The organism is Enterococcus sp. AZ194 (assembly GCF_051713825.1).
GTDB lineage: Bacteria > Bacillota > Bacilli > Lactobacillales > Enterococcaceae > Enterococcus_K.
The window spans coordinates 2419416-2445825 of sequence record NZ_JBIOQR010000001.1 but is presented as its reverse complement, the minus strand read 5'-3'; the positions used below and the strand labels follow the sequence as shown (position 1 = coordinate 2445825).

38 protein-coding genes and 1 pseudogene are annotated in these 26410 nt (G+C 37.5%); 37 read left to right on the top strand and 2 right to left on the bottom strand.

Going from position 1 to position 26410, the window contains the following annotated elements:
• Positions 1 to 82: 82 nt before the first annotated feature.
• Positions 83 to 1204, bottom strand: coding sequence for an ImmA/IrrE family metallo-endopeptidase (locus IGI37_RS11460; RefSeq protein WP_438762045.1), 1122 nt, complete (start codon positions 1202 to 1204; stop codon positions 83 to 85).
• Positions 1185 to 1553 (bottom strand): helix-turn-helix domain-containing protein, encoded by a 369-nt coding sequence (locus IGI37_RS11455; protein WP_438762043.1) that lies wholly within the window; start codon positions 1551 to 1553, stop codon positions 1185 to 1187. The genes IGI37_RS11460 and IGI37_RS11455 overlap by 20 nt, the downstream gene beginning before the upstream one ends.
• 304 nt (positions 1554 to 1857) lie before the next feature.
• Here IGI37_RS11455 and IGI37_RS11450 point away from each other — a divergent pair, with 304 nt between their 5' ends.
• From IGI37_RS11450 to IGI37_RS11270, 37 genes and pseudogenes are all read left to right on the top strand, one after another.
• The gene (locus tag IGI37_RS11450) at positions 1858 to 2049 is read left to right on the top strand and encodes a helix-turn-helix domain-containing protein (protein ID WP_438762041.1); all 192 of its coding nucleotides are present in this window, start codon (positions 1858 to 1860) and stop codon (positions 2047 to 2049) included.
• Positions 2050 to 2060: 11 nt separating this feature from the next.
• The gene (locus IGI37_RS11445) at positions 2061 to 2798 is read left to right on the top strand and encodes an ORF6C domain-containing protein (protein WP_438762039.1); all 738 of its coding nucleotides are present in this window, start codon (positions 2061 to 2063) and stop codon (positions 2796 to 2798) included.
• 21 nt (positions 2799 to 2819) lie between these two features.
• Positions 2820 to 3029 (top strand): hypothetical protein, encoded by a 210-nt coding sequence (locus tag IGI37_RS11440; protein ID WP_438762037.1) that lies wholly within the window; start codon positions 2820 to 2822, stop codon positions 3027 to 3029.
• A gap of 50 nt (positions 3030 to 3079) precedes the next feature.
• Positions 3080 to 3469, top strand: a complete 390-nt coding sequence (locus tag IGI37_RS11435; protein WP_438762036.1) for a hypothetical protein — start codon at positions 3080 to 3082, stop codon at positions 3467 to 3469.
• Positions 3466 to 4008 (top strand): hypothetical protein, encoded by a 543-nt coding sequence (locus tag IGI37_RS11430; protein ID WP_438762035.1) that lies wholly within the window; start codon positions 3466 to 3468, stop codon positions 4006 to 4008. The genes IGI37_RS11435 and IGI37_RS11430 overlap by 4 nt, the downstream gene beginning before the upstream one ends.
• Positions 4009 to 4012: 4 nt before the next feature.
• Positions 4013 to 4177 carry a hypothetical protein gene (locus IGI37_RS11425; RefSeq protein ID WP_438762034.1) on the top strand — a complete coding sequence of 55 codons (165 nt, stop codon included), beginning with the start codon at positions 4013 to 4015 and terminating at the stop codon, positions 4175 to 4177.
• Entirely contained in the window at positions 4174 to 4401 is a 228-nt protein-coding gene (locus IGI37_RS11420) for a hypothetical protein (RefSeq protein WP_438762033.1), read from the top strand. Before IGI37_RS11425 ends, IGI37_RS11420 begins: the two co-directional genes overlap by 4 nt.
• Before the next feature lie 15 nt (positions 4402 to 4416).
• Entirely contained in the window at positions 4417 to 4620 is a 204-nt protein-coding gene (locus IGI37_RS11415) for a hypothetical protein (protein ID WP_438762032.1), read from the top strand.
• A 2-nt stretch (positions 4621 to 4622) separates the two neighbouring features.
• Positions 4623 to 4838 (top strand): hypothetical protein, encoded by a 216-nt coding sequence (locus IGI37_RS11410; RefSeq protein WP_438762030.1) that lies wholly within the window; start codon positions 4623 to 4625, stop codon positions 4836 to 4838.
• A 32-nt stretch (positions 4839 to 4870) separates the two neighbouring features.
• Positions 4871 to 5452 carry a hypothetical protein gene (locus IGI37_RS11405; protein WP_438762029.1) on the top strand — a complete coding sequence of 194 codons (582 nt, stop codon included), beginning with the start codon at positions 4871 to 4873 and terminating at the stop codon, positions 5450 to 5452.
• A 14-nt stretch (positions 5453 to 5466) separates the two neighbouring features.
• Positions 5467 to 5949, top strand: a complete 483-nt coding sequence (locus IGI37_RS11400; protein WP_438762027.1) for a siphovirus Gp157 family protein — start codon at positions 5467 to 5469, stop codon at positions 5947 to 5949.
• A complete protein-coding gene (locus IGI37_RS11395; RefSeq protein WP_438762025.1) occupies positions 5946 to 6647 on the top strand; it encodes an AAA family ATPase in 702 nt (233 codons plus the stop codon). The genes IGI37_RS11400 and IGI37_RS11395 overlap by 4 nt, the downstream gene beginning before the upstream one ends.
• A 1-nt stretch (position 6648) precedes the next feature.
• Entirely contained in the window at positions 6649 to 7140 is a 492-nt protein-coding gene (locus IGI37_RS11390; RefSeq protein ID WP_438762024.1) for a hypothetical protein, read from the top strand.
• Between the two features lie 504 nt (positions 7141 to 7644).
• Positions 7645 to 9480 carry a hypothetical protein gene (locus IGI37_RS11385; protein ID WP_438762022.1) on the top strand — a complete coding sequence of 612 codons (1836 nt, stop codon included), beginning with the start codon at positions 7645 to 7647 and terminating at the stop codon, positions 9478 to 9480.
• Entirely contained in the window at positions 9477 to 10943 is a 1467-nt protein-coding gene (locus tag IGI37_RS11380; RefSeq protein WP_438762021.1) for an ATP-dependent DNA helicase, read from the top strand. Before IGI37_RS11385 ends, IGI37_RS11380 begins: the two co-directional genes overlap by 4 nt.
• Entirely contained in the window at positions 10940 to 11407 is a 468-nt protein-coding gene (locus tag IGI37_RS11375) for a crossover junction endodeoxyribonuclease RuvC (RefSeq protein WP_438762019.1), read from the top strand. Before IGI37_RS11380 ends, IGI37_RS11375 begins: the two co-directional genes overlap by 4 nt.
• A gap of 13 nt (positions 11408 to 11420) precedes the next feature.
• Complete coding sequence (locus IGI37_RS11370) at positions 11421 to 11882, top strand: hypothetical protein (RefSeq protein WP_438762017.1); 462 nt, start codon at positions 11421 to 11423, stop codon at positions 11880 to 11882.
• Between the two features lie 20 nt (positions 11883 to 11902).
• Positions 11903 to 12427 (top strand): hypothetical protein, encoded by a 525-nt coding sequence (locus IGI37_RS11365; protein ID WP_438762016.1) that lies wholly within the window; start codon positions 11903 to 11905, stop codon positions 12425 to 12427.
• 111 nt (positions 12428 to 12538) lie between these two features.
• Positions 12539 to 12871 (top strand): HNH endonuclease, encoded by a 333-nt coding sequence (locus IGI37_RS11360; protein ID WP_438762014.1) that lies wholly within the window; start codon positions 12539 to 12541, stop codon positions 12869 to 12871.
• 14 nt (positions 12872 to 12885) lie between these two features.
• Positions 12886 to 13689: an HNH endonuclease gene (locus tag IGI37_RS11355; RefSeq protein ID WP_438762012.1), complete on the top strand. Its 804-nt coding sequence runs from the start codon at positions 12886 to 12888 to the stop codon at positions 13687 to 13689.
• Between the two features lie 113 nt (positions 13690 to 13802).
• The gene (locus IGI37_RS11350) at positions 13803 to 15038 is read left to right on the top strand and encodes a hypothetical protein (RefSeq protein WP_438762010.1); all 1236 of its coding nucleotides are present in this window, start codon (positions 13803 to 13805) and stop codon (positions 15036 to 15038) included.
• Entirely contained in the window at positions 15031 to 16263 is a 1233-nt protein-coding gene (locus IGI37_RS11345) for a hypothetical protein (protein ID WP_438762008.1), read from the top strand. Before IGI37_RS11350 ends, IGI37_RS11345 begins: the two co-directional genes overlap by 8 nt.
• A gap of 1 nt (position 16264) precedes the next feature.
• Entirely contained in the window at positions 16265 to 16501 is a 237-nt protein-coding gene (locus IGI37_RS11340) for a hypothetical protein (RefSeq protein WP_438762007.1), read from the top strand.
• A gap of 61 nt (positions 16502 to 16562) precedes the next feature.
• Positions 16563 to 16754: a hypothetical protein gene (locus IGI37_RS11335; protein ID WP_438762006.1), complete on the top strand. Its 192-nt coding sequence runs from the start codon at positions 16563 to 16565 to the stop codon at positions 16752 to 16754.
• Positions 16755 to 16804: 50 nt separating this feature from the next.
• Complete coding sequence (locus tag IGI37_RS11330; protein ID WP_438762004.1) at positions 16805 to 18217, top strand: DEAD/DEAH box helicase family protein; 1413 nt, start codon at positions 16805 to 16807, stop codon at positions 18215 to 18217.
• An 80-nt stretch (positions 18218 to 18297) separates the two neighbouring features.
• Positions 18298 to 18768: a capsid assembly scaffolding protein Gp46 family protein gene (locus tag IGI37_RS11325; protein WP_438762002.1), complete on the top strand. Its 471-nt coding sequence runs from the start codon at positions 18298 to 18300 to the stop codon at positions 18766 to 18768.
• 6 nt (positions 18769 to 18774) lie between these two features.
• Positions 18775 to 19683: a phage major capsid protein gene (locus IGI37_RS11320; protein ID WP_438762000.1), complete on the top strand. Its 909-nt coding sequence runs from the start codon at positions 18775 to 18777 to the stop codon at positions 19681 to 19683.
• 3 nt (positions 19684 to 19686) lie between these two features.
• On the top strand, positions 19687 to 19983 hold the full coding sequence (locus tag IGI37_RS11315) for a hypothetical protein (RefSeq protein ID WP_438761999.1): 297 nt from the start codon (positions 19687 to 19689) through the stop codon (positions 19981 to 19983).
• Positions 19973 to 20374: a phage Gp19/Gp15/Gp42 family protein gene (locus tag IGI37_RS11310; protein ID WP_438761997.1), complete on the top strand. Its 402-nt coding sequence runs from the start codon at positions 19973 to 19975 to the stop codon at positions 20372 to 20374. Before IGI37_RS11315 ends, IGI37_RS11310 begins: the two co-directional genes overlap by 11 nt.
• Positions 20361 to 20699 (top strand): hypothetical protein, encoded by a 339-nt coding sequence (locus tag IGI37_RS11305; RefSeq protein ID WP_438761995.1) that lies wholly within the window; start codon positions 20361 to 20363, stop codon positions 20697 to 20699. Before IGI37_RS11310 ends, IGI37_RS11305 begins: the two co-directional genes overlap by 14 nt.
• Positions 20692 to 20928, top strand: coding sequence for a hypothetical protein (locus tag IGI37_RS11300; protein WP_438761994.1), 237 nt, complete (start codon positions 20692 to 20694; stop codon positions 20926 to 20928). The genes IGI37_RS11305 and IGI37_RS11300 overlap by 8 nt, the downstream gene beginning before the upstream one ends.
• Positions 20929 to 21264: a hypothetical protein gene (locus IGI37_RS11295; protein ID WP_438761992.1), complete on the top strand. Its 336-nt coding sequence runs from the start codon at positions 20929 to 20931 to the stop codon at positions 21262 to 21264. It abuts the gene before it with no gap.
• A 16-nt stretch (positions 21265 to 21280) separates the two neighbouring features.
• Positions 21281 to 21832: pseudogene (locus IGI37_RS11290) on the top strand (phage tail protein); the annotation flags it as partial.
• Positions 21833 to 21948: 116 nt separating this feature from the next.
• Positions 21949 to 22212 carry a hypothetical protein gene (locus tag IGI37_RS11285; RefSeq protein WP_438761990.1) on the top strand — a complete coding sequence of 88 codons (264 nt, stop codon included), beginning with the start codon at positions 21949 to 21951 and terminating at the stop codon, positions 22210 to 22212.
• 11 nt (positions 22213 to 22223) lie between these two features.
• Complete coding sequence (locus IGI37_RS11280; protein ID WP_438761988.1) at positions 22224 to 22598, top strand: DUF5361 domain-containing protein; 375 nt, start codon at positions 22224 to 22226, stop codon at positions 22596 to 22598.
• A complete protein-coding gene (locus IGI37_RS11275) occupies positions 22598 to 25573 on the top strand; it encodes a hypothetical protein (protein WP_438761987.1) in 2976 nt (991 codons plus the stop codon). Before IGI37_RS11280 ends, IGI37_RS11275 begins: the two co-directional genes overlap by 1 nt.
• A 12-nt stretch (positions 25574 to 25585) precedes the next feature.
• Positions 25586 to 26404 carry a phage distal tail protein gene (locus IGI37_RS11270; protein WP_438761986.1) on the top strand — a complete coding sequence of 273 codons (819 nt, stop codon included), beginning with the start codon at positions 25586 to 25588 and terminating at the stop codon, positions 26402 to 26404.
• Positions 26405 to 26410: the final 6 nt, after the last annotated feature.

Below are 26410 nucleotides of genomic sequence, written 5' to 3'. Positions count from 1 at the left end.
ACAATAAGCGTGACTAAATAAGCCTATTGTTTATTTTGTACTGCACGCCAATCTTTCGACGGATGGGGCGTGTTTTTTTATTTTAGAAAGGTGGGTCTTCCTTAAGTTCCTTTTCCAAATCCCAATTTTTTAGTAACCCTTGAACTTTGTATGATGTAGTAGCGCCACATTTCGGACAATATCTAAAATTCCCTGACAAAACTCCATCACAGCTACTAGAATCTTCACTTCTTTCTTGAAGGGTCAATTGTACCGTACCAAAAAAAGTATCGACTGTTTTATTCGAATCAGGCCCTAAGCAAACGTTGTGGATATAAGTCGAGCATATAGGACAGTAGTTAAAATCGTCATTCAATCCTTCGTACTCACAGCTAGGACATTTAACAGGAGTACCTTGTTCATTTGTTTCAATTTTTGAATAGTCCATAATATTATCCCTTTCCACAAAATAATTAGCATAACTTTCAGCGTTAGCACCGTTAAAATGAGTATTTCCACAAAATATGCAAAAATCATTATCCTTATCTTGCGCCCCAAAACAATTCATACAAATTTTTGAGTTCGCATCAGCGTTAATGAAATCAATAAAGCTGTCAACCATAGGATGTCCTTCTCGAACTATCATTGACCTTTTATATCTTCTCTTCAAATCAGTAATTATGTGATGTGCTACTGTATAGGATGTGTTGAACGCATATTCAATACTGGTTGCCACTATTTCGTTCCAATTTTCCATATATAAATCCACTAATGGTATAGGAGCAAGCAATCTCTTTGCGAAATAATTAGCTTCTTTTTCAAAAATATCATACTCATCACTGGTCAAAGAATATCTAGATAGTTTTGTTTTCTCTGAAAGTTCATTGTGCTTTAAAACGTAATGACCCAACTCGTGAGCTAAGGTAAAGCGTATTCTTCCAGTATTTTCTATCATATCATTATATAGAATAATAAACTTATTCTTTCCGTTCATCCAAAGACAACCCTCTTCTGAGTTTGTAATTTGATAAACTTCTTCTAAAGATAGATTTCTTCTTTTAGCAAATACTGTATATTTTTGTAAAGAGATATTCGGAAAGCTTCTTATTAATTTTTTTACAGATAAAGGCAATTTGCTTTGACCGCTGTTTTGCACCGTTTCATAAGCTAAAGATTGGGCCTTGCCATAATCAGGCGATATATCATCATAAGTCGTCGTCTTCATCTTCTTCAAAATCCCCATTCTCTAAATCATCAAAAGTAGCTTCCATGATTTTTAAAAGGCGCTGTTGCTCTTTTTGACTCAGCATTTTTGATTTTCGTTGAATAGCAAAAAATTCGGGCGGGATATTATCATCTTCCGTTTCTAATGGATTAGGATTTACTGTCCTTCCAAGTAAATAATCTACATTTACATCAAAATATTTTGCAACTTTTTCTAAATCTCTCGCTTTAGGTTCACTGGTTTTCCAACGGTAAAACAGATTTTCGCTAAAACCCAAGTCTGAAGCAACTTTAGATACACTTACCCCTCGATCAGTAGCTAATTTTTTTATCATCTCAAACACTGTCATATCAATATTCCTCCTGTAAAGACGAGAAAACTCAATACGAAATGTAAAAAAATGATTGACATTTTATACGAAACGTAATAAAGTAATACTCGTAAGATAAATAGTAAGACTAGAAGCGAAAATTAATACACCTAATTAATAATTACAATTCGAGGTCGGCAAACTTAGAACGCTAATTTAAAAAGGGATTAACTATGCTTATTTAACTATGCTTTAATTTTATACGAACGTATAGAAAAGTCAATAGTTATTTACGAATTCTTGCTATTTTTCTTACAAATACAAAGAAAAAGGAGGGATTACAGTGCCTAATATTGCCAACGGAAGACAAAAAGTATTGGAATACATGAAGGAAAATAATATCTCTGTAACTGATTTGGCTGTTGCTTATGGCGTAAAGAAGCAAGATTTATCTAGTTACTTAAATGGAAAGCTCGACAATGTCAAAGGCAATCAGATTATTTTGCGAATTATTTCAGACTACAGAATACGATAGGAGGAGTTCAAATGAACACTATACAAATTGCAGCAAACGAACAAACAACCGATTTATTAATTAAAGAGTACCAGAAACAACGAGTTGTCACTTTTAAAGATATTGACGAATTACATCAACGTCCGGAAGGAACGGCAGGAAGAAATTTCAGGGAAAATAGAGAGAATTTTATTGAAGGTGTAGATTATTTCAATCTTGCTGGAAACAAACTGAAAGAATTTAAACAGGCGACGAATTTCGTCGGCAGTCGAACGAAAGAATTAATTCTTATTACTCAAACTGGTTACCCAATGTTGACAAAATCAATGAATGACCCTTTATCCTGGGCGGTACAAAGAGAATTGGTTAATCATTACTTCAATCCACAATACCAACCAATGTCTATGGAACAAATGATGATTCACCAACTCCAAGAAATGGAAACAGTAAAGGGTGACGTAGCATTGCTGAAGACTGAAACCACTTTGAATGGTAGTCAACGAAGAAGGATAAACAACCAAGTCAAATCGACAGTTATTAGTACGCTAGGTGGTATGAAATCAAATGCATACAAAGATAAATCTATCAGAAATAAATGTTTCAGTAACTGCTATAAGCAATTAAAGGATTATTTTGACGTAGCTTCTTATATGGATATTCCGAAAATCCGATTTGAGGAAGCTATGGAACTAATCCCAAGATGGAGTCCGACATTAGAGCTTCAAGCCATCATTGACTTTGCAAATGGAAATTCTGATATTTTTTCATAGTTCTAGAGAGGAGGAATAACGATGGACGGAACACTTTCAAAAAAAGACTTCAAAGAAAAGTACAAATATTCAGAATCGACGTATCACCGACGGATTAACTTATTCAAACAATCGAAATTTCGAAAAGGCTACATTGCACCAACAAAAAATGAAGTTCATATAAACATCGATTTATATGAACAGTTTTTAAAAGAAAAATCTGCAGAACGATTACATTATCAAACAGTATAGAACAGAGTCGAAATTTTCGACCTTGTTAAAAAAAATAGGAGGAATTTTTAATGAATAAACAAAATGAAGTATGGGAAGTAGCGGACGACATTATAGAAAATATCGATTTTATTTTCAACGCTTACAAGGAAGATGTGCCAATTTATAACATCGTGAAAGACGAGTCGATTGAAGGATTTATTGGTCAGTCTGTTTTAGAAACAACAAATGGGAGTCCGGGTCATACGATGCGTGATGAAAACGGTGAAACTATTTTCGTTCAGCTATTTTCGGATGATAAAAAAATATACACCTATTTAAAAGATGGAAAAGTCTCTCGCTATGAATTTTTGGTTTTAGATAAAAAAATAGATACACCAACGAAAAAGCTTGAATATATCAAAAAGAAGATTGAAGAACTAATTGCTATTCAACCAGAACTGGTGAGTGAAGACAAATGATTATTAAATTAGATAGAACAGGCTTTAAACGTAGATTGTGGGAGCGAGCTTTTTACAAGGCGTTAAGACAATATGAGACGGATTTCGATAACAAAGAATCAGAAGATATCCTTCAACAAGATGCCGAAAAAATAGTAGTGTATGGCATAAAATTTTTAGGTCCAAAATATAAGGAAATGAAAGATTCAGAAAGAGAAGCGCTTGAACATCAGTGGGAATTATACTCAGTCGTGATGAAGTCAATCCAAGCTGTAACACCTCGCCAGTTTATGGAGTGGTTTCGGATAAAGAAAGATTTCGACGGAAAACGTTGGGAATGCAAAGACTATTTTTCGACGATGGAAGCATTACAAGAAGTTGACATAGACAAACCTATCAAAGAACCTTTTGAGTTTCTATGGGATTACTGGAACCGGGATACGTCAAGATTTCTTATAAACTACATGAGCGCTATAAGCAACTTAAGAAAATTAGACACAGGAATTGGAATTGTTGAAGAGTATTTTCAAAACGAAGGATTAACATTTTATGAGGAGTGACGACATGAGCAAACTACGACTACCAATCTTCACATTTATTCTAGGCGTTTTGTTTGGTAACGCAACACTCGAATGGAAAATTCTTGTATTAGTTCCGCTAGGAATCTGCTTATATATGGACTGGGACGAATTCAATGTGAAGTACAAATTTGGAGGGATTAATAAATGACAAGTGATGAATTATTAGAACAAGCTTCAGAACTGGCCAATCTAGCTGACCGATTGGAATTGGTCGAACGTATATTAGAAAATCTCGAATATGCTAGTTCAACAGGAGACGACTTTTGCATAAAATTTCAAATTAAACAAGGCGTACTTGGGAATCTAGGTGACAATGTTACTGATATCAAGAATAAAGTAATTGCAATATCAAATAAAATTTGTCCGGATTAGAGGAGGAAAAAGTAAATGAAGAATATCGATGATTTAGCTGCAGACGCCGCATATTTAGGGGGGGCTATTCGAGCACTGGATACAGTTTTATATCATCATCTTAATACCAGCATGACTGTAGATAAAATTAACGAAATAAACGGAATGGTCGAAATGATTAAATGCTTTTCTGAAAAACATGAAATAGAAATAGATGCGTATTCTATGGAAGGAGAATAAGGATGAATTTGAAAGAAAAGCTATGTAAAGAAATAAGCGAGCTAGTTGATTATGCTCAAACACTTGATGAAGTCGACTTGCAAAACTTGATTGCTGATATCAAATATCAATCATCTATACATGACTCTATGCCAGTCAAAAATACCTTTAACAATATAGTAAAACTGTTAGAACAAAAACAAGAGCCTGCATCGTTGGCAGACGATACAGACCATTAAATAAATATTCTATATAAAAGGAGTGTAACATATTGAAATTAAAACCGCAAAACACCTATCGCCACCTGCTGAATTTTGTAGGCGACGGTAAGACTAGGCCTTTATTAAGTGCCTTCCATTTTAGAGAAGATGGTGCCATCGAAGCCACTAACGCCCACATTTTATTACGTTTATTAAATCATGGGATTAAAGGAGTGTCGCTAAATCTACATCCAAAAGAATTGACACAGATTGAAGGCTGCTATCCAGAAACAGATAAGTTATTTCAAAAAAACAATGAGTCTGCATTGCTTTTAGAACCAGAAACTTGTGCTAAGATTTCTGCATTTCTTAAAGCTTTCAAAAAAGATGAAGAAATAACTATTTCTGTAAAGGGGACGGAATTAAGCATTACGAACGGAGCGACATCGGCTTTATTTTCTGTGATAAATTCCGAGCACAAAGATACTCAAATGTTCGTGAATTGCACGTACTTTGGTTACGTAATGAGTTTTATCGCTGATTGTAGTTCATTACCAGTCCAGCTGTGCATGCCGTCGCAAAAATTCCACCCAATTATTTTCAAGGTGGATGGTTATTGTGAAGGAATAATTAGTCAAATTTTACAACGATAAGAGGAGGAAAAATCATGGCAGTATTATACAAACTTGTAGCAGATTACAACCACGTAATTGAAATGGCTGACCAATTGGACGATGGCACATTAAAAGACACATTAGATTCAATTGAAGAAGTCTTCGACGACAAAGTAGAAAATATTGCAAAGTCTATCAAAGAAATTGAAGGACAGGCAGATATGATAAAGGCCGAAAAAGAACGACTGGCTAAACGGGAACAAACCATGCGAAGCAATGTAAAAAATATGAAACGCTACATGCAGGATCAAATGGAAGCGGTAGGGAAGAAAAAAGTCCAAGGGGAACTGTTAACAATTGCAATTCAACGGAACGCCCCTTCAATTCGCATTGACAGCGAGGAATACATTCCAGAAGAGTTTTACATTCCGCAACCATCAAAGCTTGATAAAACTGAATTAAAACAAGAATTAAAAGCAGGACTAGAGATACCTGGTGTAGCACTTGTTCAAACAGAAAGTGTGAGAATCCGATGAAACGAATTCAAGCGGAATCTATCCAACGTTTTGACAATTGGACCTGTTTGATTTATTCCGAACCAGGAAAAGGGAAAACAAGCATGGTCAACTATTTAAAAGGAAACACGCTTTTATTTTCAACAGATGGCATGTATCACGTTTTAAGTGGCTTAAAAAATGTTGAAATTCTAGTTATGGATTCAAAAAAACCACATGACGACTTGGAAGCATTCTTTCGCTATCTCGTAAAAAATAAAGATAATTTTGACAACGTAGTAATAGATAATCTATCAACGTTTCAAAAGTTTTGGCTTAATTCAAAAGCCACATCGACGACTAGTGGGATGCCTGAAATTAAAGATTACGGTGTCATTGACCGCGTGTTACTGGACCTTGTGGCAAGTCTAAAAGACTTAAATAAGAACATCCTCCTATTTGCCCATGAGAAGCAAGTAGAGGTCACGATGGAATCAGGGCGAGTTTACACCCAATTCCAACCGGACGTCCGCAATATCGACGCTGTAATGGGTATCGTGCCATTAGTTGGACGTCTAGTTATTATCAAAAATCAAGAAACAGAAAAGCAAGAACGAACAATTATTTTACAACCAACGCAATCAACACGAGCAAAAGATCAACTAATTGGGAATATGCAGACTGTCAAACAGACAGAATTGCTTTCTATATTACAACAAACAGAAAAAGGAGAGATTTAAAATGGGCTTATTAGACTTATTAAAACAAGTAAAAGAGGATGGATTTGATCCAAAAAATGACAAGATTGTAAAAGATACACGACTAGCTGCAGGTAACTACCCAGTGCGTTTGAAATCAGCACAAGCAGGCACAAGCAAGATGGGTCAAGATCAAATCGCTATCACACTAGAGGTGGTTTCTGGTAAGGATAAGGACAGATTAGAAACTATCTACATTTCATTTGATGATAAATTGCCAGAGTTTGTTTTGGAAAAAAATGGTCGTATGCTACTAAAATTATCAGCTATGGTCGGGGTTGAATTTGGCAAAAAGGATTTGGAAGATGAGTATTCAGCAAGCGAAGCGTTAGCTAAAGGAGTCGGCACCCAATTCTTGATGAATTTGACGATTTCACCCAACAAAAAGAATCCGTCATATCCATATAGAAATTATGACTTCGAACAACTAGAAGATACTGACATGGACATCGAAGAAGATGAATTTCCGTTCTAAAACTGTAAATTTCACAATCGAAAACACTTTAAAAATAGTATTTCTATTGAAAATTCGAGTTGAAATTCACAATCGCATCGTTTTTATGAGTATTTCCTCATAAAAGGGTAAAAAATGGTTACAAAATATTTTTTCACAAAGTGATAAAAAGTGAATCCTAACTTAGAGCAACAAAGGATTAAAGGTGGTTATGGAAAAGTTACAAGATAGGTTACAAAAAAAGAAAAATAACCTTAAATTAGAAAATTTTAATCTAAAAACAGAAAATTCTTGTAACTGTAACCCCCTTTATAACTTTTTTGTAACCTCTGAATACCTTGGTACTATTGGGTTTTTAAGCAAAAGTTACAAAGTTACACCGAGTAAATAGATAAATTAATTATATTTATTAAAAAAGTAAATACCCTCCTTTTGTAACTTTTCACAAAGTTTAAAGGAGGGCACTAGTTAAATTATTTTGTTCTTGGGTATCACTAATATAGCACGGAAGGAGTTGTCTTGCAAGTGGGTGAGATATTATTTGATAAATCTCGTAGAAACCTAAAAAAAATATACAACAGAATAAATTCAACCAATTTAAATCAATATATAAAAGCAGAAAAAGAAAAAGTTCTCTATTTAGCCATTGGAGGGTACAACCGAACATATGACTTATTACTCGCAATGGGACTAGAAGAGCATGAAATCACAACACATTCAAACCTAAACCTAACACAATCTTTTTTAAATGAAACTCATATGAAAAAAGTGATCTATATAAAGAAAATCAACTACACAACAAGCATTAATAAAAGTCTGCCATATGCACCAAAAAAATTGGATTTAAATGTCGCTGACGCTTTTGAGGAATCTTTAATGATTTACGAGACTGCAGAACGGACCTTCTTTTTTGGGAAACGAAAAGAAGCATGGCAAAAACCAAAAATTATTATTCTGGATGACAAATCATTAAATCTACAATATGAAGGGCATCGATTCAAATATCAAAATGATATCGGGTTTGTTCAGATTCGAAATCGGAATGCAAATCCTAAACTTATTCTTGAAGAAATAGAAAACGTGGAAGAAGCAGAACGAATGATGTTTGCTTTATATCAAACGCAAACAATTGATGAACCAGAAATATTGGACGCTTTGAGCCGAATTCAAAGCAAAGTTTATCGACAAAAAGATGAACAATGGTTTATGAAACCAACAGAGTTTAAGGAGGTTGCTGGCTCCCTTGAAGTATCAACTCGTTTAAAGGAAATCAAAGAACTTGGTATTCATCAACTTTCAGCGAACAAAAAAATAGGCAAAGAAAATGCGCGGTGGATCGTAATTCCAGACGCTGCCTTCGAATTTAAGGGGTTTGATTACAAAGACGAATCAGACTTATTTAAAGAAGAACTAGAAAAAGAAAAAGAAATTGAACAATCATTTGCTGAAGAACAAGAAACACTCCTACGTACAATTCTTGATACCGAGATACCTCTCAATATCAAAACAGGATATGTTGGGAGGGGAATGGCTTACAGCTCGTCAGAGAGCTTACAGAGCTTTTTAAATGATGTCGATAACATTGAGCAAGAAAAAGTTAACGGTATTGAATTGCTTTCTGGTGCATCAACAGATGAAGAATACAAGCATATTAAGAAGTATAAGCTAGCCTATTTCTTAGATGGAACATACAAAAATGATGAACGCCTTGATGAAAATTACCTCGGAGGAAAACGCCTGATTTCAATAGATATAGATGAGGGCGAATACACGAGAGTAGACATCGAAAACAGGCTAGAACAACAAGGATTATTTGGGTTAGTCTATCCAACAGCTAAATATTATTTCAACGGATCTAAACGATGGCGAATATTGTTAATGGCAGACTCAGCAATGAGCAAGGATGAATACAAAAACGTGGTAGTGGGCGTCGGACAAATGCTTGCTATAGAAATTGATGAAGCGAGCAAGAAAATCGCTCAACTGATGGGCTATCCACTAAAAACATCTGACGTATCAACAGTCATTGGAACAATGGTGAGTGTAGAGCAATTCAAGCCAAAAACGCAACCTCAAATGCAACAAACAGGAAATGTTCTACCTTTTTCTAGCAGTTCAAAATCATTAATTGATTTTAATCATGAACAAGCTCGATTACTTAAAGGCGTCCTTGAGCATGGAGCAGTGGAAGGGAGACGAAATGAAACCTACCGACAAGTCTACGTCTATTTAAAAGATACGTTGGATAAACCGGAAATGGCTCCTTGGCATGATGAAGCACGAGAACTTATCGAACAAACAAAAGCGCAAGCAATCATTGATGGATTGCCTGAGAAAGAAGTGGAGGTCATTTACAGATGAATTTTACAGTCGCATTAATTCGCAACATTGAAAAAACGTATACTTATGCTTTTGCAAAAAATACTGGAAAATATGATGGAAAACCTGAGTCATTTGATTCCTTAATATTTTTTACTAATCAATTGAAACGAGAAAATCCATTTCAAGTATTTATGGAATTAGATCACTATGCGTTTCAACGTGCAAAAAACGACATAATAAGGTATGAAATTCCATATACAGAAGCACAAGAACGACAAGCGAAAATTTACCATGATGTGACAGAACAAATGAAGCGAGAACGTAGCGATACTGTCTCGCTTTACATTGAAAATCTTGATAAAACAGGGGTAGTGCTATATAAACCGCCGTATGTTTTAACGACAGAAAAAACTCTATTCGTTACTGAGCAAATTCACAAGTTACCCTATAGAAAAATCACTACAAACATTATTTATGAAAACAACGTCTCTATTCAATTAAAAAATGCTCAAGAGCAATACAAAGCGTTACAAACATGTTTGAAATATCAAATTTCATGCTTAATTGGTGGGGCAGGCACTGGCAAAAGTTTTGTAACAGCTTCGATTATTGAACAACTTCAACTAAACGGTTTGACAGTAGCTGTGCTAGCACCAACACACAAAGCAAGAGAAGCTTTACAAAATAAATTAGGTAACATCGCTCAAGTTAAAACTATTCATAGTTTCGTGCATAATCCTACATCGTGTGAAGCTATAGTCATTGATGAGAGCGGCATGTTATCAACGCCGTTGTTTGCCAAAATTATGGAGATTTACAATAATCAGCAATTAATATTCGTGGGTGACAAGAATCAGATTCCACCAATTGAGTATGGACGACCATTTGAAATCATTCAAGAAAGATTCGTCTCATCCGAATTGAAAGAAAATAAACGTTCAGAGTCAGCAGATATCATTGCATTAGGAAGAGAAATTTTAGGCATTCCACAAAATGCCAATATGCCAGTACACAATATACAAGTTGTAGACACAGTGGATGAGGCATTTAAGCAAGGCGCAGAAGTCGCTTTATCATTCACTAATAACAATGTTCAATACATTAATGAAAGTAGACGCATAAAAAATGGTCAAAAAGCGATTTCTCCCGAGTTTAGTATAGGTGATGTGATTGTCGCAAAGACCAATGAAAAAGGACGGTTCTACAATGGACAAATTTATGAAATCATTTCATGGAATCGAGCACAAAAGAAAGATAGTGAGCGAATCATCACATTCAAGTCAGAAAAAGACCTCAAAGGAAACTTTGACCTTGCCTACGGATTAACTATCCATAAGTCGCAAGGTTCAGAATGGGATGTGGTCGCTTATCAGCCGAGTAGCATCGATACACAAAACCTTGCTTATGTCGCTGTGACAAGAGCAAAAAAGAAACTTATCATCATCGGAAATGAAATTAAAACATCGTACCGACCAGATAGAGAGTGGAGGCATGTCGAATGAATCTTATAGCATTTGACCAATCCACAACAGCAACTGGGTGGTGCGTAATGGAAATGGATAACTCTAAAATTGTTGCTTATGGAGTTATCCGGCCAATCGGCCCGACAAATGAACGTATTCGAGAAACAATCAAAAAATGTTCGACTTTATGTAAAAAATTCGAAGTCGGATTTGTTTTCATCGAAGGAATTCAAATCCAAAAAAGCCCCAAAGTTTTTGAAATACTCGCAAAATTGCAAGGAACACTCGAAATCATCTTAGAAGAAAAGGGCTATTTCGTAAATATCGTTAAAGCAACAGAGTGGCGGAAGCGTGTTGGCATTCCAAACAAAAAACGTGAATTGGTTAAAAAAGAAGCTATCAACCTGGTTAAAGAGCTTTATGAACTCACACCTTCAGAAGACGAATGTGAAGCTATCTTGTTTGCTCGAGCATTTTCAGCAGTGGAAGTGAGAAAGAAATAAAGGAGGAAATACATTGCTTGTTATAGATATCATTGGTAAAAGATTCAATAGATTAACAGTAATAGAAGCAACACATGAACGAAAATGGGGTGGAATCCTTTATAAGTGTATCTGTGATTGCGGCAACGAGTTGTTAGTGGCTGGAGCCGACTTAAACAGAAAAAACACTCAAAGCTGTGGATGCTTGCAAAAAGATGCAGCAAGAAACAATATCATAAACGGAAAATATTTTCAAAGTACTATGTTTGAAGGAACAAATATTTCTCTTCTAAATTCTAAAATACCTTCAAGTAACACTAGCGGAGTTAAGGGAGTAACCTGGTCGAAAAAGGCAAATAAATGGAAAGCTCAAATCGGATTTCAAAATAAAACTATTTATCTCGGTTTGTTTTCTAATGTACAAGAAGCAGCTGATGCACGTAAGGCGGCTGAACAAAAATATTTCAAACCAATCTTAGAAAAGTATAGTAAATGACAATATGAGGGGGTGGCTTGATGGCCAGTTTAACAAAGGAACAATTAGAAATAATTACTGCTGCAGTATTAAAGTCACAGAAGCGTGTGGAGAGAGACCGTAAGAAAGAAAAGGAAGATTGGAAGCTGAGGAACACTAACCTGTTGCTCAAGAACTATAGGATGCTTAAAAAACATTGTGATGGTATAGTTCCGACCTTGCATGAGTTCGAAGAAACAATATTCAATCCAGATGAACTAAACCTTGAAAAGCTAATGAAGTATAAGGCTCGTACAAAAGAAATGCTTGATTACTTTGATATCATGCTTTCATCTTATAATCAATATTGCCACAATCAAGGAGTCAGCGCAGAAAGACGCTTCGATGTAATTAACAAGATATATATCACCAATCCATCTTTCTCTAAGTCTCAAATGGCTGGTATATATGATATCGATGACCGTACGATTCAGAGGGATATCAAGAAGTCGTGTCAAGAGTTATCGGTGTTCTTGTTTGGGATAGATAGTCTTGACGATTTAAGCAATGTCCTTTTCGTGTCTTGAACGTGTCCTATAGTCCATAGTATGATGATAGCGTGAAATAGTTCGTAAAAAGACACCCTCCATATCAAATGGTCGGTGTCTTTCCTTATGTGCAAAAGAGGTGAAAGCATCATGGCTATTAGAGCAGACCGTCAAGGACCACACCGTACCGCGTTCGATAAAGCCCGACGAGTCCTGTTAAAGACCCAGGGGGTGTGCGGGATTTGTGGTAAACCAGTCAATAAAAAGTTAAAGCCACCTGATCCATTAGCTCCAGTGGTTGACCACATCATACCAGTTAACAAGGGTGGGCACCCATCGGACATAGCTAACTTACAGCTAGCTCATGCGACTTGTAATCGTCAGAAGTCTGACAAAATGTTTAATAATAAAAAAAAAGAAAATAAAGTATTAGGAAATCGTAACTTGCCACAAAGCCTTGATTGGGCGTCTTACGGTTCTTAGAAAGGATATTAAGCATGAGAGTATGCAAATGTTGTGGAAAAGACATCAGTAAAAAATCTTTAAAAGCTATATATTGCAGTACTAAGTGCAGAAATACTTATAATGATGGTAAACATCATCTAAGTTGGATACAGTTTCAAAAAAAGAGAAGCAAGATTAACGAAAGAAGAAAAATAGAAACTAAAAACCGCAAAGAAAAGCAGAAGCTAGAGAGAGAGTTGAAAATAAAATGCAAGGTATGTGGAAATAGTTTTGTCACTAACAAATCGCAACAACTAACTTGCTCAAGCGAGTGTAGAAAAAAATGGAAAAATCGTAAAAGCGATAAAAGAATAAGTAAGCATAATACCATAGATAGAGACATAACACTTGTGAAGCTGTACGAACGAGACAAGGGTGTGTGTTACATTTGTGGTGAGCAGTGCGACTTCGAAGACTTCAATAAAAATGAAGTCTTTTTTGTTTGTGGTAAAACATACCCTACAGTTGACCACATCGTCCCTATAGCTAAAGGCGGACTACATGCCTGGTGCAATGTTAGGTTAGCTCATCACTTTTGCAATTCGATAAAAAGTGACAAGCTATCAGAAAAGTACCATAACATCCAACAATATTGTAGCGACTCTATCAACAAACCTAGCTTGACAAGTTCTAGAAGTAAACGAGTGCGACAGTTAACAAAAGAAGGTGAAATATTAGCTGAATATAAATCAACAATAAATGCTGAACATGAAACAAATATCAAGCAAAGAGGAATACAAAAGTGTGCCAGAAAAGAATGCAAAAGCTACGGAGGGTATTCATGGGAATACTTCTAGTCAATTTATTAATAAAAATAGAACCGGGGGTATCCCCCTATAGGACTAGTTGCTCCGGAGTTCAGCAGTCACTGCACAAATTTTCTCGCGCGACATTTATAAGGAGTGAAAACATGGAACAACAAGGCATTGAATATCTACGAAAAAAGCTTATGTCGCACAAAGACAGAGTCGATATGCGTTATAAGCAATATGCTATGCAATACACTGATGCCAGCGTTGGCATCACTATCCCGGATGAAATCCGACGACGTTATCGCTCAGTTCTGGGCTGGTGTGCAAAGGGTGTTGATAGTCTTGCAGACCGTTTAGTTTTTCGAGAGTTTGCAAATGATGATTTTGAGGTAAACGAGATTTTCCAAGCGAACAATCCAGATGTATTTTTTGACAGTGCGGTGCTTTCAGCGTTGATTGCATCGTGCTCTTTTATTTACATTTCAAAGGATGCTAATGACGACGTGCGATTGCAAGTCATTGAAGCAAGCAATGCGACTGGCAGTATCGACCCAATTACAGGGCTATTGACTGAGGGTTATGCAGTTCTTGACCGTGATGAGCATGGTAAAGCAACTCTTGAAGCATACTTTACACCTGGTCAAACAGACTATTTCCCAGCAGTCGGAAAACCATATTCAATCGAAAATGAGGTTGCACATCCGTTGCTTGTGCCAATCATACACAGGCCAGATGCAGTTCGACCGTTTGGACGGTCACGCATTACTCGTGCAGGTATGTACTACCAACGTTATGCAAAACGTACGCTTGAGCGTGCAGATGTTACTGCCGAGTTTTATAGTTTTCCTCAAAAGTACGTTTTAGGTCGCAGTCTTGACTCTAAACCGATGGACAGCTGGAAAGCTACAGTATCAAGTATGTTAGATTTTACGAAAGATGCAGATGGAGATAAGCCAGTGCTTGGGCAATTTACAACGTCTAGCATGACGCCGTTTACGGAGCAACTTAAAACAGCAGCTGCAGGTTTTGCAGGAGAGACTGGTTTAACATTGGATGACCTCGGTTTTGTATCCGATAACCCATCATCGGTTGAAGCGATTAAAGCAAGTCATGAAAACTTGCGACTTGCTGGACGTAAAGCGCAACGATCGCTTGGTTCGGGTTTATTAAACGTTGCATACATTGCTACATGTTTACGTGACGATACAACATATAATCGTAGTCAATTTAGCCGCACAATCCCAAAATGGGAACCATTGTTTGAAGCTGATGCAAGCTCTTTATCATTGATTGGTGATGGTGCAATTAAAATTAATCAGTCGATACCAGGTTACATTGATGGCGAAACACTAAGAGATTTGACGGGTATCAAAGGAGCAGATGGTAATGGATAAAGACATTGTGCCTGAACTTTTGAAATTGATTAACGAAGAGTTTGATAGTAAGACACTTAAGAGTGCTAAATTAAAAAATGCAATCAAGCTGTTGAAATCAAAAAAAGTCAATTATCTCGACGTTAATGATTTCGCTATCGAAGTGGGTGAAATATTAGCCGGCGTATTCAAAAACAATATCACTGCAGATGTACTGCCAGATAGTAAGATGTACTACAACATTGCAGACCGAATATTAAATCAGACATTACAAAAAAATTATGAATTGATATCTAATTATGCAATTGACGTTCAGACAATTTTAAATCATGAGGCTGGCTTAAGGTTAAAAGCTCAAGCGCCTGCACTTAATCAAAATCGCATTGACGGATTAGTCAATAAATTAACTGAATATGATGACTTTGAGCTTGCGAAGTGGCTACTAGATGAGCCGATTGTTAATTTTAGTCAAAGCGTTGTGGACGACGCAATCAAGGCTAATGCAGATTTTCATTTTAATGCTGGTCTATCTCCGAAAATCACTCGACGAGTATCAGGGCATGCTTGTGAATGGTGCAAAAATTTATCTGGAACCTATGATTATCATAGCGAGCCAGATGATATTTACAGGCGACATGAGCGTTGCCGTTGTACAGTAGAGTACAACCCAAAAGATGGCCGTGGAGTGCAAAATTCTCACTCGAAAAAATGGCGTGAAGAGCAGAAACGTGCTAAAATAGAAGAAAGAAAGCAAGTTGGATTATCTCAATATTTAAGCAATGCATCAGGCGCTAAAAATTATTTTCGTGATAGCTCGGAAGATTTCTTAAGATCTCCAGAGGAAATTCGAAAAGATAGTTTTGCTTATCTCCAATATGATGCTATTAAAAATAGTAATCAATCTATAGAAAAAAGAAAAATTTATTCAAATATTGGTAAATTTAAAAATATGAAAGATTTTTCAAAAAAAGATATTGATATTGCTTTCAATCATGTTTTTAATGATATCCATGAATTAGAGAACGGGTTAAGTTTATTTAAACCAGACTATGATATGGCTCAGTCTTGGAATCGTCTCATTAATGGTAATTCTATTCAAGCACATGATTTGCTTTTGTTAAGACATGAACGGTTGGAACATGATTATATGTATGTTGTTGATAAATTGGACTATGATTCAGCTCATGCTAAAACGAATAAATCGTATGACTATAACAGCAATATTCCAAAAGGAAAGGGAGATTGAAATGGTAAAATTCAAATTAATAAAAATCATTGATGGATTTTATCATTATGAAATCTATCCGGAAGGCGATACTTCAAATAAAGGTGTATTAATTTTCAATCCAGTAACAAAGGAGTTACAAGAAAGAACTAACCCTGGCTATCCATACGATAGCGATAAGTGGATAGGGCATGCAATATCGGGATTAAGAAACGAAGACGGAAATTACAAGCAAGACGGAATGGTCGCTTGGGGATAATAGCACCCAGTCAGTAAAATGATTGAGTGCTATTTTTGTACGCAAAATTAGGAGGTATGTTATGAAAGATGATAGAAATGGAAATAGTGGTTTAGGATTGGCAAGTATTTTAACAATTATTTTTGTTATTGCCAAAATAACGGGATATATCAATTGGAGTTGGTGGCTAGTTTTCTCGCCGACTATAGCATTATTCAGTTTTGCAATATTAATTCTAATCATTGCATTGATAATTACAGCGATTTCTAAGTAGACTTCCCAGCGACAGGGTTATCATGCGAGATGATTGAAAGGGGATAGTTTATGACTACTAAAGTACGACTTGGTAATCAACATCCTACTCAATCGGTAATATTACCATATACTAATACGTTGTATCAGCAAGCTGTAGACATATACCAAAAGACAAAACAGGAGTGTTACGATTGGCAGCTTAATATGTTGGCTCCTATCATGGCTGTAGATGATGACGGGCTGTGGGTACATCAAAAATTTGGGTACTCACTACCCCGACGAAACGGTAAGACGGAAATCATTTACATGCTAGAGTTGTGGGCACTTAAACAAGGATTAAGTACGTTACACACCGCTCACCGTATAAGCACCTCACATTCATCATTCGAAAAGATGAAAAAATATCTTGAAGAATCGGGATATATAGAAGGCGAAGATTTTAACTCTATCAAAGCTAAAGGGCAAGAACGTTTAGAGCTATATGAAACTGGTGGAGTCATCCAATTTCGTACGCGAACATCCAGCGGTGGTTTGGGCGAAGGATTTGACTTTTTAGTCATTGACGAGGCGCAAGAGTATACGACAGAGCAAGAATCAGCCCTAAAGTACACCGTAACTGATAGCAAAAATCCTATGACAATCATGACCGGAACACCTCCGACACCTGTTTCAAGCGGTACAGTTTTCACTAATTTTCGGGAGAATTTACTGTTTGGCCAGTCTAAATATGCTGGTTGGGCGGAATGGTCGGTAGATGAGGAAAAAGACATCCATGACATTGAAGCATGGTACAATTCCAATCCTTCTATGGGATATCATCTCAACGAACGGAAAATCGAAGCGGAACTTGGTGAGGATAAGCTAGATCATAATGTACAGCGTTTGGGCTACTGGCCTAAGTACAACCAAAAATCAGCTATATCGGAACAAGAGTGGAAAGCCTTAGAGGTTAACGGATTACCAATCCTTAAAGGTTCATTGCATGTTGGTGTCAAATACGGGAATGATGGTACGAACGTTGCTATGAGTATCGCTGTTAAAACATTATCTGGGAAAATATTTATCGAATCCATTGACTGCCAATCAATTCGAAACGGCAATCAGTGGATTATTAATTTTCTTAAAAAAACCAATGTAGCCAGTGTGACAATCGACGGTGCAAGTGGTCAAAGTATTTTAGCACAAGATATGCAAGAGTTTCGCATTACCCAAAAGCCTAACCTGCCAACTGTCAAAGAGGTCATTACCGCCAACGCATTGTGGGAGCAAGGCATTTACCAAAAGACCATCTGTCATGCTGACCAGCCATCACTTACAACCGTTGTCACCAATTCCGAAAAGCGTAATATCGGCACGGGTGGGGGATTTGGGTATAAGTCGCAGTTTAATGATATGGATATTAGTTTAATGGATAGTGCTCTACTAGCACATTGGGCTTGTCATAATGACAAACCAAAACAAGTACAACAAATTAGGTATTAAACGACTATATTATGTAGTCGTTTTTTTAATACACAAAATTACCGATACCACCGGGTCAAGTGGGAGAAAGGGCGTTTATTATGACAGATTTTACACCAATTACAACACAAGAAGAGTTCGACAAAGCAGTTCAAGCTAGAGTTGTGAGGGAACAAGAGACTTTGGCAAAAAAATATAGTGATTACGATGAACTCAAGAAACGCAACACAGAGTTAGAAACAGAGGTCGGAACCTTCAAATCAACTGTAGAAGAGTTGAGTAATACTGCAAAAGCTCATGAGCAAACAGTGACCGAATTAAATGCAAAAATCGCTAGTCAAGAAATAGCCAGCATGCGAACACGAATCGCATTGCAAAGTGGTGTGCCGTTTGATTTAACAGACAGAGTTGTAGGAGATGACGAAGAAAGTATCAAGGCAGATGCAGAGCGTTTAGCTGGATTTGTTAGTAAACCTAAACCAGTAGCTCCATTAAAAAATACAGAGCCGAATTTAGGTGATGATAAAAATTCAGCTTATAAAAATTTATTAAAAGGAATAAAAGGAGAGTAAAACATTATGACATTAGAAAAAGGTAATTTATTTGATCCTCAGTTAGTAACAGATTTAATTAGTAAAGTAACAGGAAAAAGCTCACTAGCGCGCTTATCAGCACAAAAACCCATTCCTTTCAATGGCGAAAAAGTTTTCACTTTTACGATGGATTCTGAAATTGATATCGTTGCAGAAAGCGGAGCGAAATCACACGGTGGGGTTACATTAACACCACAAAAAATGGCGCCAATAAAAATCGAATATGGTGCACGAATTTCCGATGAATTTATGTTCGCGTCAGAAGAAGAGCAAATTGAAATTCTTCAAGCGTTTAACGACGGATTTGCTAAAAAAGTTGCTCGTGGTATTGACTTGATGGGATTCCACGGCGTGAATCCACGCACAGGTTTGCCATCTGTTGTTATTGGAACAAATCACTTTGATGCAAAAGTAACGCAAAAAGTCGAAATGCCCACAGGGCTTGCAAGTCCGAATGAAGCGGTTGAAACAGCAATTGAGTTAGTAACTGGCTCTGAAGGGGAAGTAACAGGTATGGCTATCAATCCGGCATTCCGTTCAGCTTTAGCTAAACAGCAAGATAAGCAAGGTAATCCAATGTTTCCGGATTTGGCTTGGGGTAACGCACCAGGTACAATCAATGGTTTGCCAGTCGATGTAAACAAAACGGTATCTGACATGAATGCTAGTGTAAATGACCGTTCCATCATTGGTGATTTTGCAGATGCGTTTAAGTGGGGATATGCTAAAGAAATCCCAATGGAAATTATCGAGTACGGGGATCCCGACAATTCTGGTATGGACTTGAAAGGTCATAATCAAATCTATGTACGTGCCGAAGCGTTTCTTGGTTGGGGTATTTTGGCACCTGAGCGATTTGCTCGCATTACAGAAGCAACTACACAGGAGGATTAATAAATGCGATATAAAAACTCGAAGACAGGAGCTATCATTGATAGTTTGTATAAAGTAACTGGCGGTGACTGGGTAACATACGACTCAAAAATGTCTCAAAAAATCGTAGTTGAAGAAACTCCAGTAGCTGAACAAGTACTTCAAGAGACAGAAACACTAGATGAACAAACAGGAAATGCAGATTTTGATAGTATTACAAAACCTCAAATTATGCAGGAACTAGACGCATTTGGCTTTAAATATGACAAGCGAGCAAATAAACAAGTGCTCTATGATTTGATGATGAACCATGGACAATAAACCATTTGCAACCGTCCAAGACTTGATTGACTTGTGGCGACCATTGAAACAGGAAGAGACCACACGAGCGGATAAATTGCTTGTAGTGGTCTCTGATTCTTTGCGTGTGGAAGCAGACAAAGTCGGCAAGAATTTAGATGTGATGGTGGCAGACAGCGTGTCTTACGGTACAGTCGTTAAATCTGTCACTGTAGACATCGTTGCACGCACTTTGATGACGTCAACCGACCAAGAACCCATGACGCAGACTGCAGAGAGTGCACTCGGATATTCTTGGTCGGGTTCTTATCTTGTACCTGGTGGCGGCTTGTTTATCAAAAACACCGAGCTAAATCGGCTTGGGTTGCGTCAACAACGTTATGGGGTGATTGATTTCTATGGTCATGATTAAAGGAATTACAATTCAATTAATGGAGCAAGTAAAAACAGGAACGGATCCATTTGGCAAGCCTATCTATGAGAATAAGCCTGTAGATGTGGAGAACGTGCTTGTCAGCCCAACATCATCAGACGATATCATCAATCAGCAGTCCTTGACTGGTAAAGTGGCAGTTTATACGTTGGCAATCCCAAAAGGCGATACACACGAGTGGGAGGATAAAGAAGTCATCTTTTTCGGTAAGCGTTGGAAGACGTTTGGCTTTCCTACGGGAGGCATTGACGAACTTATCCCACTGGATTGGAATATGAAAGTGATGGTGGAACGATATGGCTAAATCAAAGTTTAAACTTAACAAAAGCGGTGTCGGTGATCTATTAAAGTCTGGTGAAATGCAACACTTACTAGAAAACAAAGCAACTGACATTCGAAACAGATGTGGCGTTGGCTACGAACAAGATGTGTACGTTGGAAAAACTCGTGCAAATGCGATGGTTAAAGCAACAAGCAACAAAGCAAAGCGTGACAATGCCAAAAATAATACATTGCTTAAGGCGGTGCGATAAATGATTGAGTTAGTGATTAAAAACTATCTTGACGGTCATTTATCCGTACCGTCTTTTTTAGAGCGTTCGGGTAAGATGCCCGATGAATTTATACTATTTGAAAAAACAAGTGGCGCTAAACGTAATCAAGTTAAATCATCTACTTTTGCTTTTCAGAGTTACGCGCCGTCGATGTATGGCGCTGCTAAGCTTAATGAGGAGCTTAAAGATGTCGTTGAGGAATTGATTACAGTTGACGAAGTCAGCAGTGTCCGCTTAAACAGTGACTACAATTTTACGGATACTGAGACAAAAGAATATAGATATCAAGCGGTGTTTGATATCAATCATTATTAATTGGAGGGAATTAAATATGTCAGATGCAGCAAACGTAACAACAGCGAAGCCTAAAGTTGGTGGGGCGATTTACTCAGCACCATTAGGGACAGCCGTACCAACTGACGCAATCACACCATTAACTGATGCATATAAGGGCTTAGGATACATCTCAGAAGACGGTATGACAAATGCTAATTCCATGTCATCTGAAAATATCAAGGCATGGGGCGGAGCAACTGTAGCTAGCCCACAAACAGAAAAAGAAGATGCTTTTACGTACACGTTGATTGAGTCAACAAATGTAGACGTATTAAAAGAAGTCTATGGTAACGATAACGTAACAGGTACTTTAGATACAGGTATTAAAATCAAAGCCAATTCTAAGGAACTTGAAGAGCATGTAGTTATTGTCGATATGATTTTAAAACACGGCATTTTGAAACGAATCGTGATCCCTCGTGGCAAAGTGACAGAAGTTGGTGAAATTTCGTATGCAGATGCAGATGCAATCGGATATGAAACAACTCTAACTGCCACTCCATCGGATGCCGAAGACAATACTCATTTCGAGTATATTCAAAAACCTTCTAAAGATGGTGGGGGCGGAGAGCAAGAAACTTTCAGCGCAAAAGTAGATGATGGCGGCGATGGTAATCAAGAAACCGTCAGCGAAAAAACTAAGAAGAAAAGTGAGGAAAAATAATGCTGATTACTGGGAAAACTAAATCAGGCTTTAAGTATCAAATCCAAAAAGAGCGTGTGGAAGATTATGAATTTATTGAACTTATCAGCGAAGTGGAAGAGAACCCAACTTTATTACCGAAAGTTCTGAAATTGTTGTTTGGTAGAGAGCAAACCGATCAACTGAAGGAACACCTACGCACGGAAGAGGGATTTGTCCCAATTGAACCGATGATGCAAGAGTTCGGCGAAGTATTGAACAACCCTAAATTAAAAAACTCTTAGTCCTTGCCGGATTGATAAAATTTGATGAGGATGCGTTGATCTGCGATCTCGCAGAAACTTATCATATATACGATTACAGACAGCTATCGCCATCAAAGATAGCTGTCTTTTCTTTTGGATTGCCGGACAATGCGCGAATTCGAGCGAAATTAAGCAATCAAATGGTTTCGTTGGATACCTTGTTACTTGCTGGTATCAATGATAGTTTGGCTACACTCGTGTGGATGAAAACTAAAGATGGCCAAAAAGGTATCAACCGGCCAGCGTCTATTTCAGCTAAATTAAGCGGAACAGACAAACAAGAGAAAAAAGAAATCGTATTTGAATCAGGCGAGGATTTTGAACGTTTAAGACGTGAGCTTTTAGGCAGTGGAGGTGAGAATTAATGGCAACAGAGCTAGGACAAGCCTATGTACAGATAGTTCCGTCAGCAAGAGGGATTAGTGGTGCAATCTCAAAACAACTAGGTCCTGAAGCTGATGCAGCTGGAAGCAGTGCCGGTCAGTCACTAGGTGGCAAACTTGTTGGCGTGATGAAAGGTGTGATTGCAACTGCTGCAATCGGCAAAGCAATCGGCGCATCATTGATGGAGGGTGCTGATTTACAACAATCCCTAGGCGGTATCGAGACCCTGTTTAAGGGATCAGCAAGCAAGGTAAAAAAGTATGCGGATGAAGCTTATCGAACAACAGGATTGTCCGCAAACAATTACATGGAGAGCGTAACAAGCTTTAGTGCAAGCCTCTTACAAAGTATGGGCGGAGATACAGAAAAAGCCGCAGACAAAGCCAACATGGCCATGGTCGATATGTCCGATAATGCCAACAAGATGGGTACCAACATGGGCGATATCCAAAACGCTTACATGGGTTTTGCAAAACAAAACTACACCATGCTTGATAACTTAAAACTGGGTTATGGTGGGACGAAAACCGAAATGGAACGTTTGCTTGCAGATGCCACGAAATTGACAGGCGTTAAGTACGACATGAGCAATTTAGGGGACGTGTACGATGCTATCCATGCAGTGCAAGAGGAACTTGATATCACAGGGACGACTGCCAAAGAGTCTGCAGAGACTTTCAGTGGATCACTCGCATCGATGAAAGCTTCATTTTCTAATGTTCTTGGGAAATTGTCACTTGGCCAAGATATTCAACCGGCACTTAAAGCACTCGCACAATCTACTTCCACATTTTTAATTGGAAATTTAGTTCCGATGGTCGTCAATATTTTTAAAGGATTACCTGGTGCGATAGCAACATTTATTTCAGAATCCGCGCCACTTATTGCTAAAGCGTTTGGCAACATGTTTAGTGGCATTGGTGGAGGTAATCTATTTTCAGGGTTTATGGCCAATATGAAATTTGCGACTGACCTTATAAAATTCGATATGAAAAATATGGTGCTGCAAGTTAAGGATCGCATTCCTGAAATGGTGAACTCGTTTAAAAAATTAGGAACAAGCTTGCAACCAATACTTACAAAAGTCGGTGGTCTATTAAGTACCTGGGCGGTAGGGATATCTGAAATACTTTCTTACGCAATCCCACTAGCCGTAGATGTATTGAGAATTACATTTGACGGTATCGTTAAGTATGTAGTTCCGATTTTAGATACTGTCATTGATGTATTTTGGGAAATGAGTGCCGCAATCATGGGCGCCGTTGAGGAGTATGTAGTGCCAGCGTTGCAACAAATGATTGATTGGGTACGTGATAATGAGGAGTCAATTAAGAGGCTAGTACCAGTGGTAGGTAGTTTAGTTGCTGGATTTATGGTATTTAAAACACTATCTACAATTGTTCCAATAATTACTGCAGTAGCAGCCACACTTAAAGGACTAGTAACAGCATTTAGCATGATCAAGTCTGCAGCTGGTGCACTCACATTAATCAAAACAGGATTTACGGCATTGATCACTGCTGTAGGTGGTCCGATTACAATTATCATTGCGGCCATTGCAGGTCTTGTTGCCGCTTTTGTCTATCTCTGGAATACGAACGAAGGGTTCAAGAACAAAGTAATGGAGATCTGGACAGCAATTCAAGCGTTTATTACTCCTATTATTAATTTTATCGGTCAAACAATCCAAGCTGTTTGGACAGGGATAGCTACATGGTGGGCAGAAAATCAAGCAGGTATCTTGTTAACTATTCAAACTGTTTGGAATTCAATCTGGACGACTATATCAACTGTAGTTGGTGCCATAAGTGCATTTGTCATGGAATTGTTCGGAGTCTTATCGCAATGGTGGACCGAGAACCAACAAACGATCCTAAGCGTTGCAACCACCGTTTGGAATGCAGTCAAGATGGCCATTGATTTGGCGATGATAGCCATTCAATTTGTTGTTTCTAGTGTGCTTAATACAATCCAATCAACGTGGACAACAGTATCCACTGCAATCAAATTAGTTGTGCAAGTAATGTGGGCGTATGTCACAACGCTATTTAAAAATAATTTAACTAGTATCTTAACGGTTGTATCAGCTGTTTTAAATCAAATCAAAACCACGTTTGATTTTATTATCAATACGATTAAGAACATCGTTAAAGTGGGCATGTCAATCATGAAAGGCGATTGGAGTGGCGCGCTTGATGGGATTAAAGGGATAATAGATGGCTTTAAAACATTTGCTGACAAGACCTGGGAAAACATCATGAATACAGCGAAAAAATTGGTTGAAAATGGAATTAATTCAATCAAAGAATTTTTTGGCAAGCTTGGTGATATTGATCTTTTTGAAGCAGGTAAAGCAATCATCAACGGTTTTATCGATGGCTTAAAAGGTGCTTGGGAAGCTGGGAAAGATTTTATCGGAGGAATCGGCGATTGGATTAAGGAAAACAAAGGTCCCATCTCTTACGATAAAAAATTATTGATCCCTGCAGGTATTGCCATCATAGGTGGCTTAAACTCAAGTATACAAGATAGCTTTAAGGCAGTAATGAAAACTGTCTCGAGTATGGCCGGTCAAATAGTCGAAAGTTTGAGTATCGAATATCCTGTCGTTTCCAGTATGATCTACGATATAAAAGACCTGGTGTCAGGCAATCAAAATAGCTCATTATTTGATGGATTAGAGCAATTTAATGATGGCCATTTAGACATGCAAGTAGCAAAAGAAATTTCAATAAGCAGTCAAGATTTGACGCTGCATAATGGTTCAGAAGATGATATGAAAGTATCATTGGACACTATTACTTCAGTTCTCTATCAGCTGCTTGAAAAAGATACGGATATCTTACTAGATAAAGAATCTGTGGTCGATAAATTGAAAGAACCTATGAGCAAAACACTCGCAAAAATGAAAAATGACGCAATTAGAAACGCTGGGTTACAGCCAAGACCAATGTAAAGGAGGGATATTGTGGATTTCATATTTAATAATGAATTTCAATTGTCTGATTATAAGATGGACGTATTAAAAGGCTATCAGAGACCAATATTTGCTCCTTTTTCAAATGTGACGAAAACAATCCCCGGTCGTCCAGGTGCATGGGACTTTGGCATTGAAATAGGACCAAGAGTTGACACGTATCCAATTGTTTGTTTGGCCAAAGGGGCAGATGAACGAGACAAACTTATTAATGGTTTTGTAGGTCGATTATTTGATCAAAAAGGCCAACCAAAAACTTTCAAAGTTCAAACGTCCTTTGACTCGAAAATGTGGATTGAATGCCGAGTGTCTGCACAATCAACAGGCAAGTATTATCCTGGAGGGAACGTGGTATTTGATTTACAATTCTCTGCATTTAATGACCCGTTCAAAAGAGCGACACAGACAGCCTTTGACCCTATCGACAATGTGAAATATGGCGATGTCGAAAAAGGGGATTATTACAAAAATACGGATTCGTTTCAATGGCTCTATTCAAGACATTATTTCGGTTGCCACAATTACAGCAGCTTAGAAACAGACATCAAATTTGTTTTGACAAATGCAAGTGGTAACGACGTAAGCATTGAGCACCTAGAATCAAAACGGGAACTCACTTTGCCCAATTTTTCGAATGCCAGGGTTGAAATTGATACGGGAAATAAAACAATAAAAATCAACGGAAGAAATATACTCCAAGGATCAAATATGAAGTTCTTTTCATTGTTCCCAGGAGACAATGGATTTGTGTTCAAGGGATCTGGAGTGAAGGGGCTAGTTAAGTGCAGTTGGATTCATAAATTTATGTAAAAAGGA

Bases quoted from the DNA above. Each gene is read 5' to 3' on its own strand.
- IGI37_RS11305 (WP_438761995.1), top strand. From the start codon at position 20,361: ATGGTCATGATTAAAGGAATTACAATTCAATTAATGGAGCAAGTAAAA.
- IGI37_RS11445 (WP_438762039.1), top strand. From the start codon at position 2,061: ATGAACACTATACAAATTGCAGCAAACGAACAAACAACCGATTTATTA.
- IGI37_RS11365 (WP_438762016.1), top strand. From the start codon at position 11,903: ATGGCCAGTTTAACAAAGGAACAATTAGAAATAATTACTGCTGCAGTA.
- IGI37_RS11275 (WP_438761987.1), top strand. From the start codon at position 22,598: ATGGCAACAGAGCTAGGACAAGCCTATGTACAGATAGTTCCGTCAGCA.
- IGI37_RS11320 (WP_438762000.1), top strand. From the start codon at position 18,775: ATGACATTAGAAAAAGGTAATTTATTTGATCCTCAGTTAGTAACAGAT.
- IGI37_RS11330 (WP_438762004.1), top strand. From the start codon at position 16,805: ATGACTACTAAAGTACGACTTGGTAATCAACATCCTACTCAATCGGTA.
- IGI37_RS11355 (WP_438762012.1), top strand. From the start codon at position 12,886: ATGAGAGTATGCAAATGTTGTGGAAAAGACATCAGTAAAAAATCTTTA.
- IGI37_RS11360 (WP_438762014.1), top strand. From the start codon at position 12,539: ATGGCTATTAGAGCAGACCGTCAAGGACCACACCGTACCGCGTTCGAT.
- IGI37_RS11420 (WP_438762033.1), top strand. From the start codon at position 4,174: ATGACAAGTGATGAATTATTAGAACAAGCTTCAGAACTGGCCAATCTA.
- IGI37_RS11345 (WP_438762008.1), top strand. From the start codon at position 15,031: ATGGATAAAGACATTGTGCCTGAACTTTTGAAATTGATTAACGAAGAG.
- IGI37_RS11440 (WP_438762037.1), top strand. From the start codon at position 2,820: ATGGACGGAACACTTTCAAAAAAAGACTTCAAAGAAAAGTACAAATAT.
- IGI37_RS11295 (WP_438761992.1), top strand. From the start codon at position 20,929: ATGATTGAGTTAGTGATTAAAAACTATCTTGACGGTCATTTATCCGTA.
- IGI37_RS11340 (WP_438762007.1), top strand. From the start codon at position 16,265: ATGGTAAAATTCAAATTAATAAAAATCATTGATGGATTTTATCATTAT.
- IGI37_RS11350 (WP_438762010.1), top strand. From the start codon at position 13,803: ATGGAACAACAAGGCATTGAATATCTACGAAAAAAGCTTATGTCGCAC.
- IGI37_RS11435 (WP_438762036.1), top strand. From the start codon at position 3,080: ATGAATAAACAAAATGAAGTATGGGAAGTAGCGGACGACATTATAGAA.
- IGI37_RS11395 (WP_438762025.1), top strand. From the start codon at position 5,946: ATGAAACGAATTCAAGCGGAATCTATCCAACGTTTTGACAATTGGACC.
- IGI37_RS11425 (WP_438762034.1), top strand. From the start codon at position 4,013: ATGAGCAAACTACGACTACCAATCTTCACATTTATTCTAGGCGTTTTG.
- IGI37_RS11455 (WP_438762043.1), bottom strand. From the start codon at position 1,553: ATGACAGTGTTTGAGATGATAAAAAAATTAGCTACTGATCGAGGGGTA.
- IGI37_RS11315 (WP_438761999.1), top strand. From the start codon at position 19,687: ATGCGATATAAAAACTCGAAGACAGGAGCTATCATTGATAGTTTGTAT.
- IGI37_RS11285 (WP_438761990.1), top strand. From the start codon at position 21,949: ATGCTGATTACTGGGAAAACTAAATCAGGCTTTAAGTATCAAATCCAA.
- IGI37_RS11430 (WP_438762035.1), top strand. From the start codon at position 3,466: ATGATTATTAAATTAGATAGAACAGGCTTTAAACGTAGATTGTGGGAG.
- IGI37_RS11300 (WP_438761994.1), top strand. From the start codon at position 20,692: ATGGCTAAATCAAAGTTTAAACTTAACAAAAGCGGTGTCGGTGATCTA.
- IGI37_RS11380 (WP_438762021.1), top strand. From the start codon at position 9,477: ATGAATTTTACAGTCGCATTAATTCGCAACATTGAAAAAACGTATACT.
- IGI37_RS11325 (WP_438762002.1), top strand. From the start codon at position 18,298: ATGACAGATTTTACACCAATTACAACACAAGAAGAGTTCGACAAAGCA.
- IGI37_RS11460 (WP_438762045.1), bottom strand. From the start codon at position 1,204: ATGAAGACGACGACTTATGATGATATATCGCCTGATTATGGCAAGGCC.
- IGI37_RS11410 (WP_438762030.1), top strand. From the start codon at position 4,623: ATGAATTTGAAAGAAAAGCTATGTAAAGAAATAAGCGAGCTAGTTGAT.
- IGI37_RS11310 (WP_438761997.1), top strand. From the start codon at position 19,973: ATGGACAATAAACCATTTGCAACCGTCCAAGACTTGATTGACTTGTGG.
- IGI37_RS11415 (WP_438762032.1), top strand. From the start codon at position 4,417: ATGAAGAATATCGATGATTTAGCTGCAGACGCCGCATATTTAGGGGGG.
- IGI37_RS11335 (WP_438762006.1), top strand. From the start codon at position 16,563: ATGAAAGATGATAGAAATGGAAATAGTGGTTTAGGATTGGCAAGTATT.
- IGI37_RS11375 (WP_438762019.1), top strand. From the start codon at position 10,940: ATGAATCTTATAGCATTTGACCAATCCACAACAGCAACTGGGTGGTGC.
- IGI37_RS11390 (WP_438762024.1), top strand. From the start codon at position 6,649: ATGGGCTTATTAGACTTATTAAAACAAGTAAAAGAGGATGGATTTGAT.
- IGI37_RS11400 (WP_438762027.1), top strand. From the start codon at position 5,467: ATGGCAGTATTATACAAACTTGTAGCAGATTACAACCACGTAATTGAA.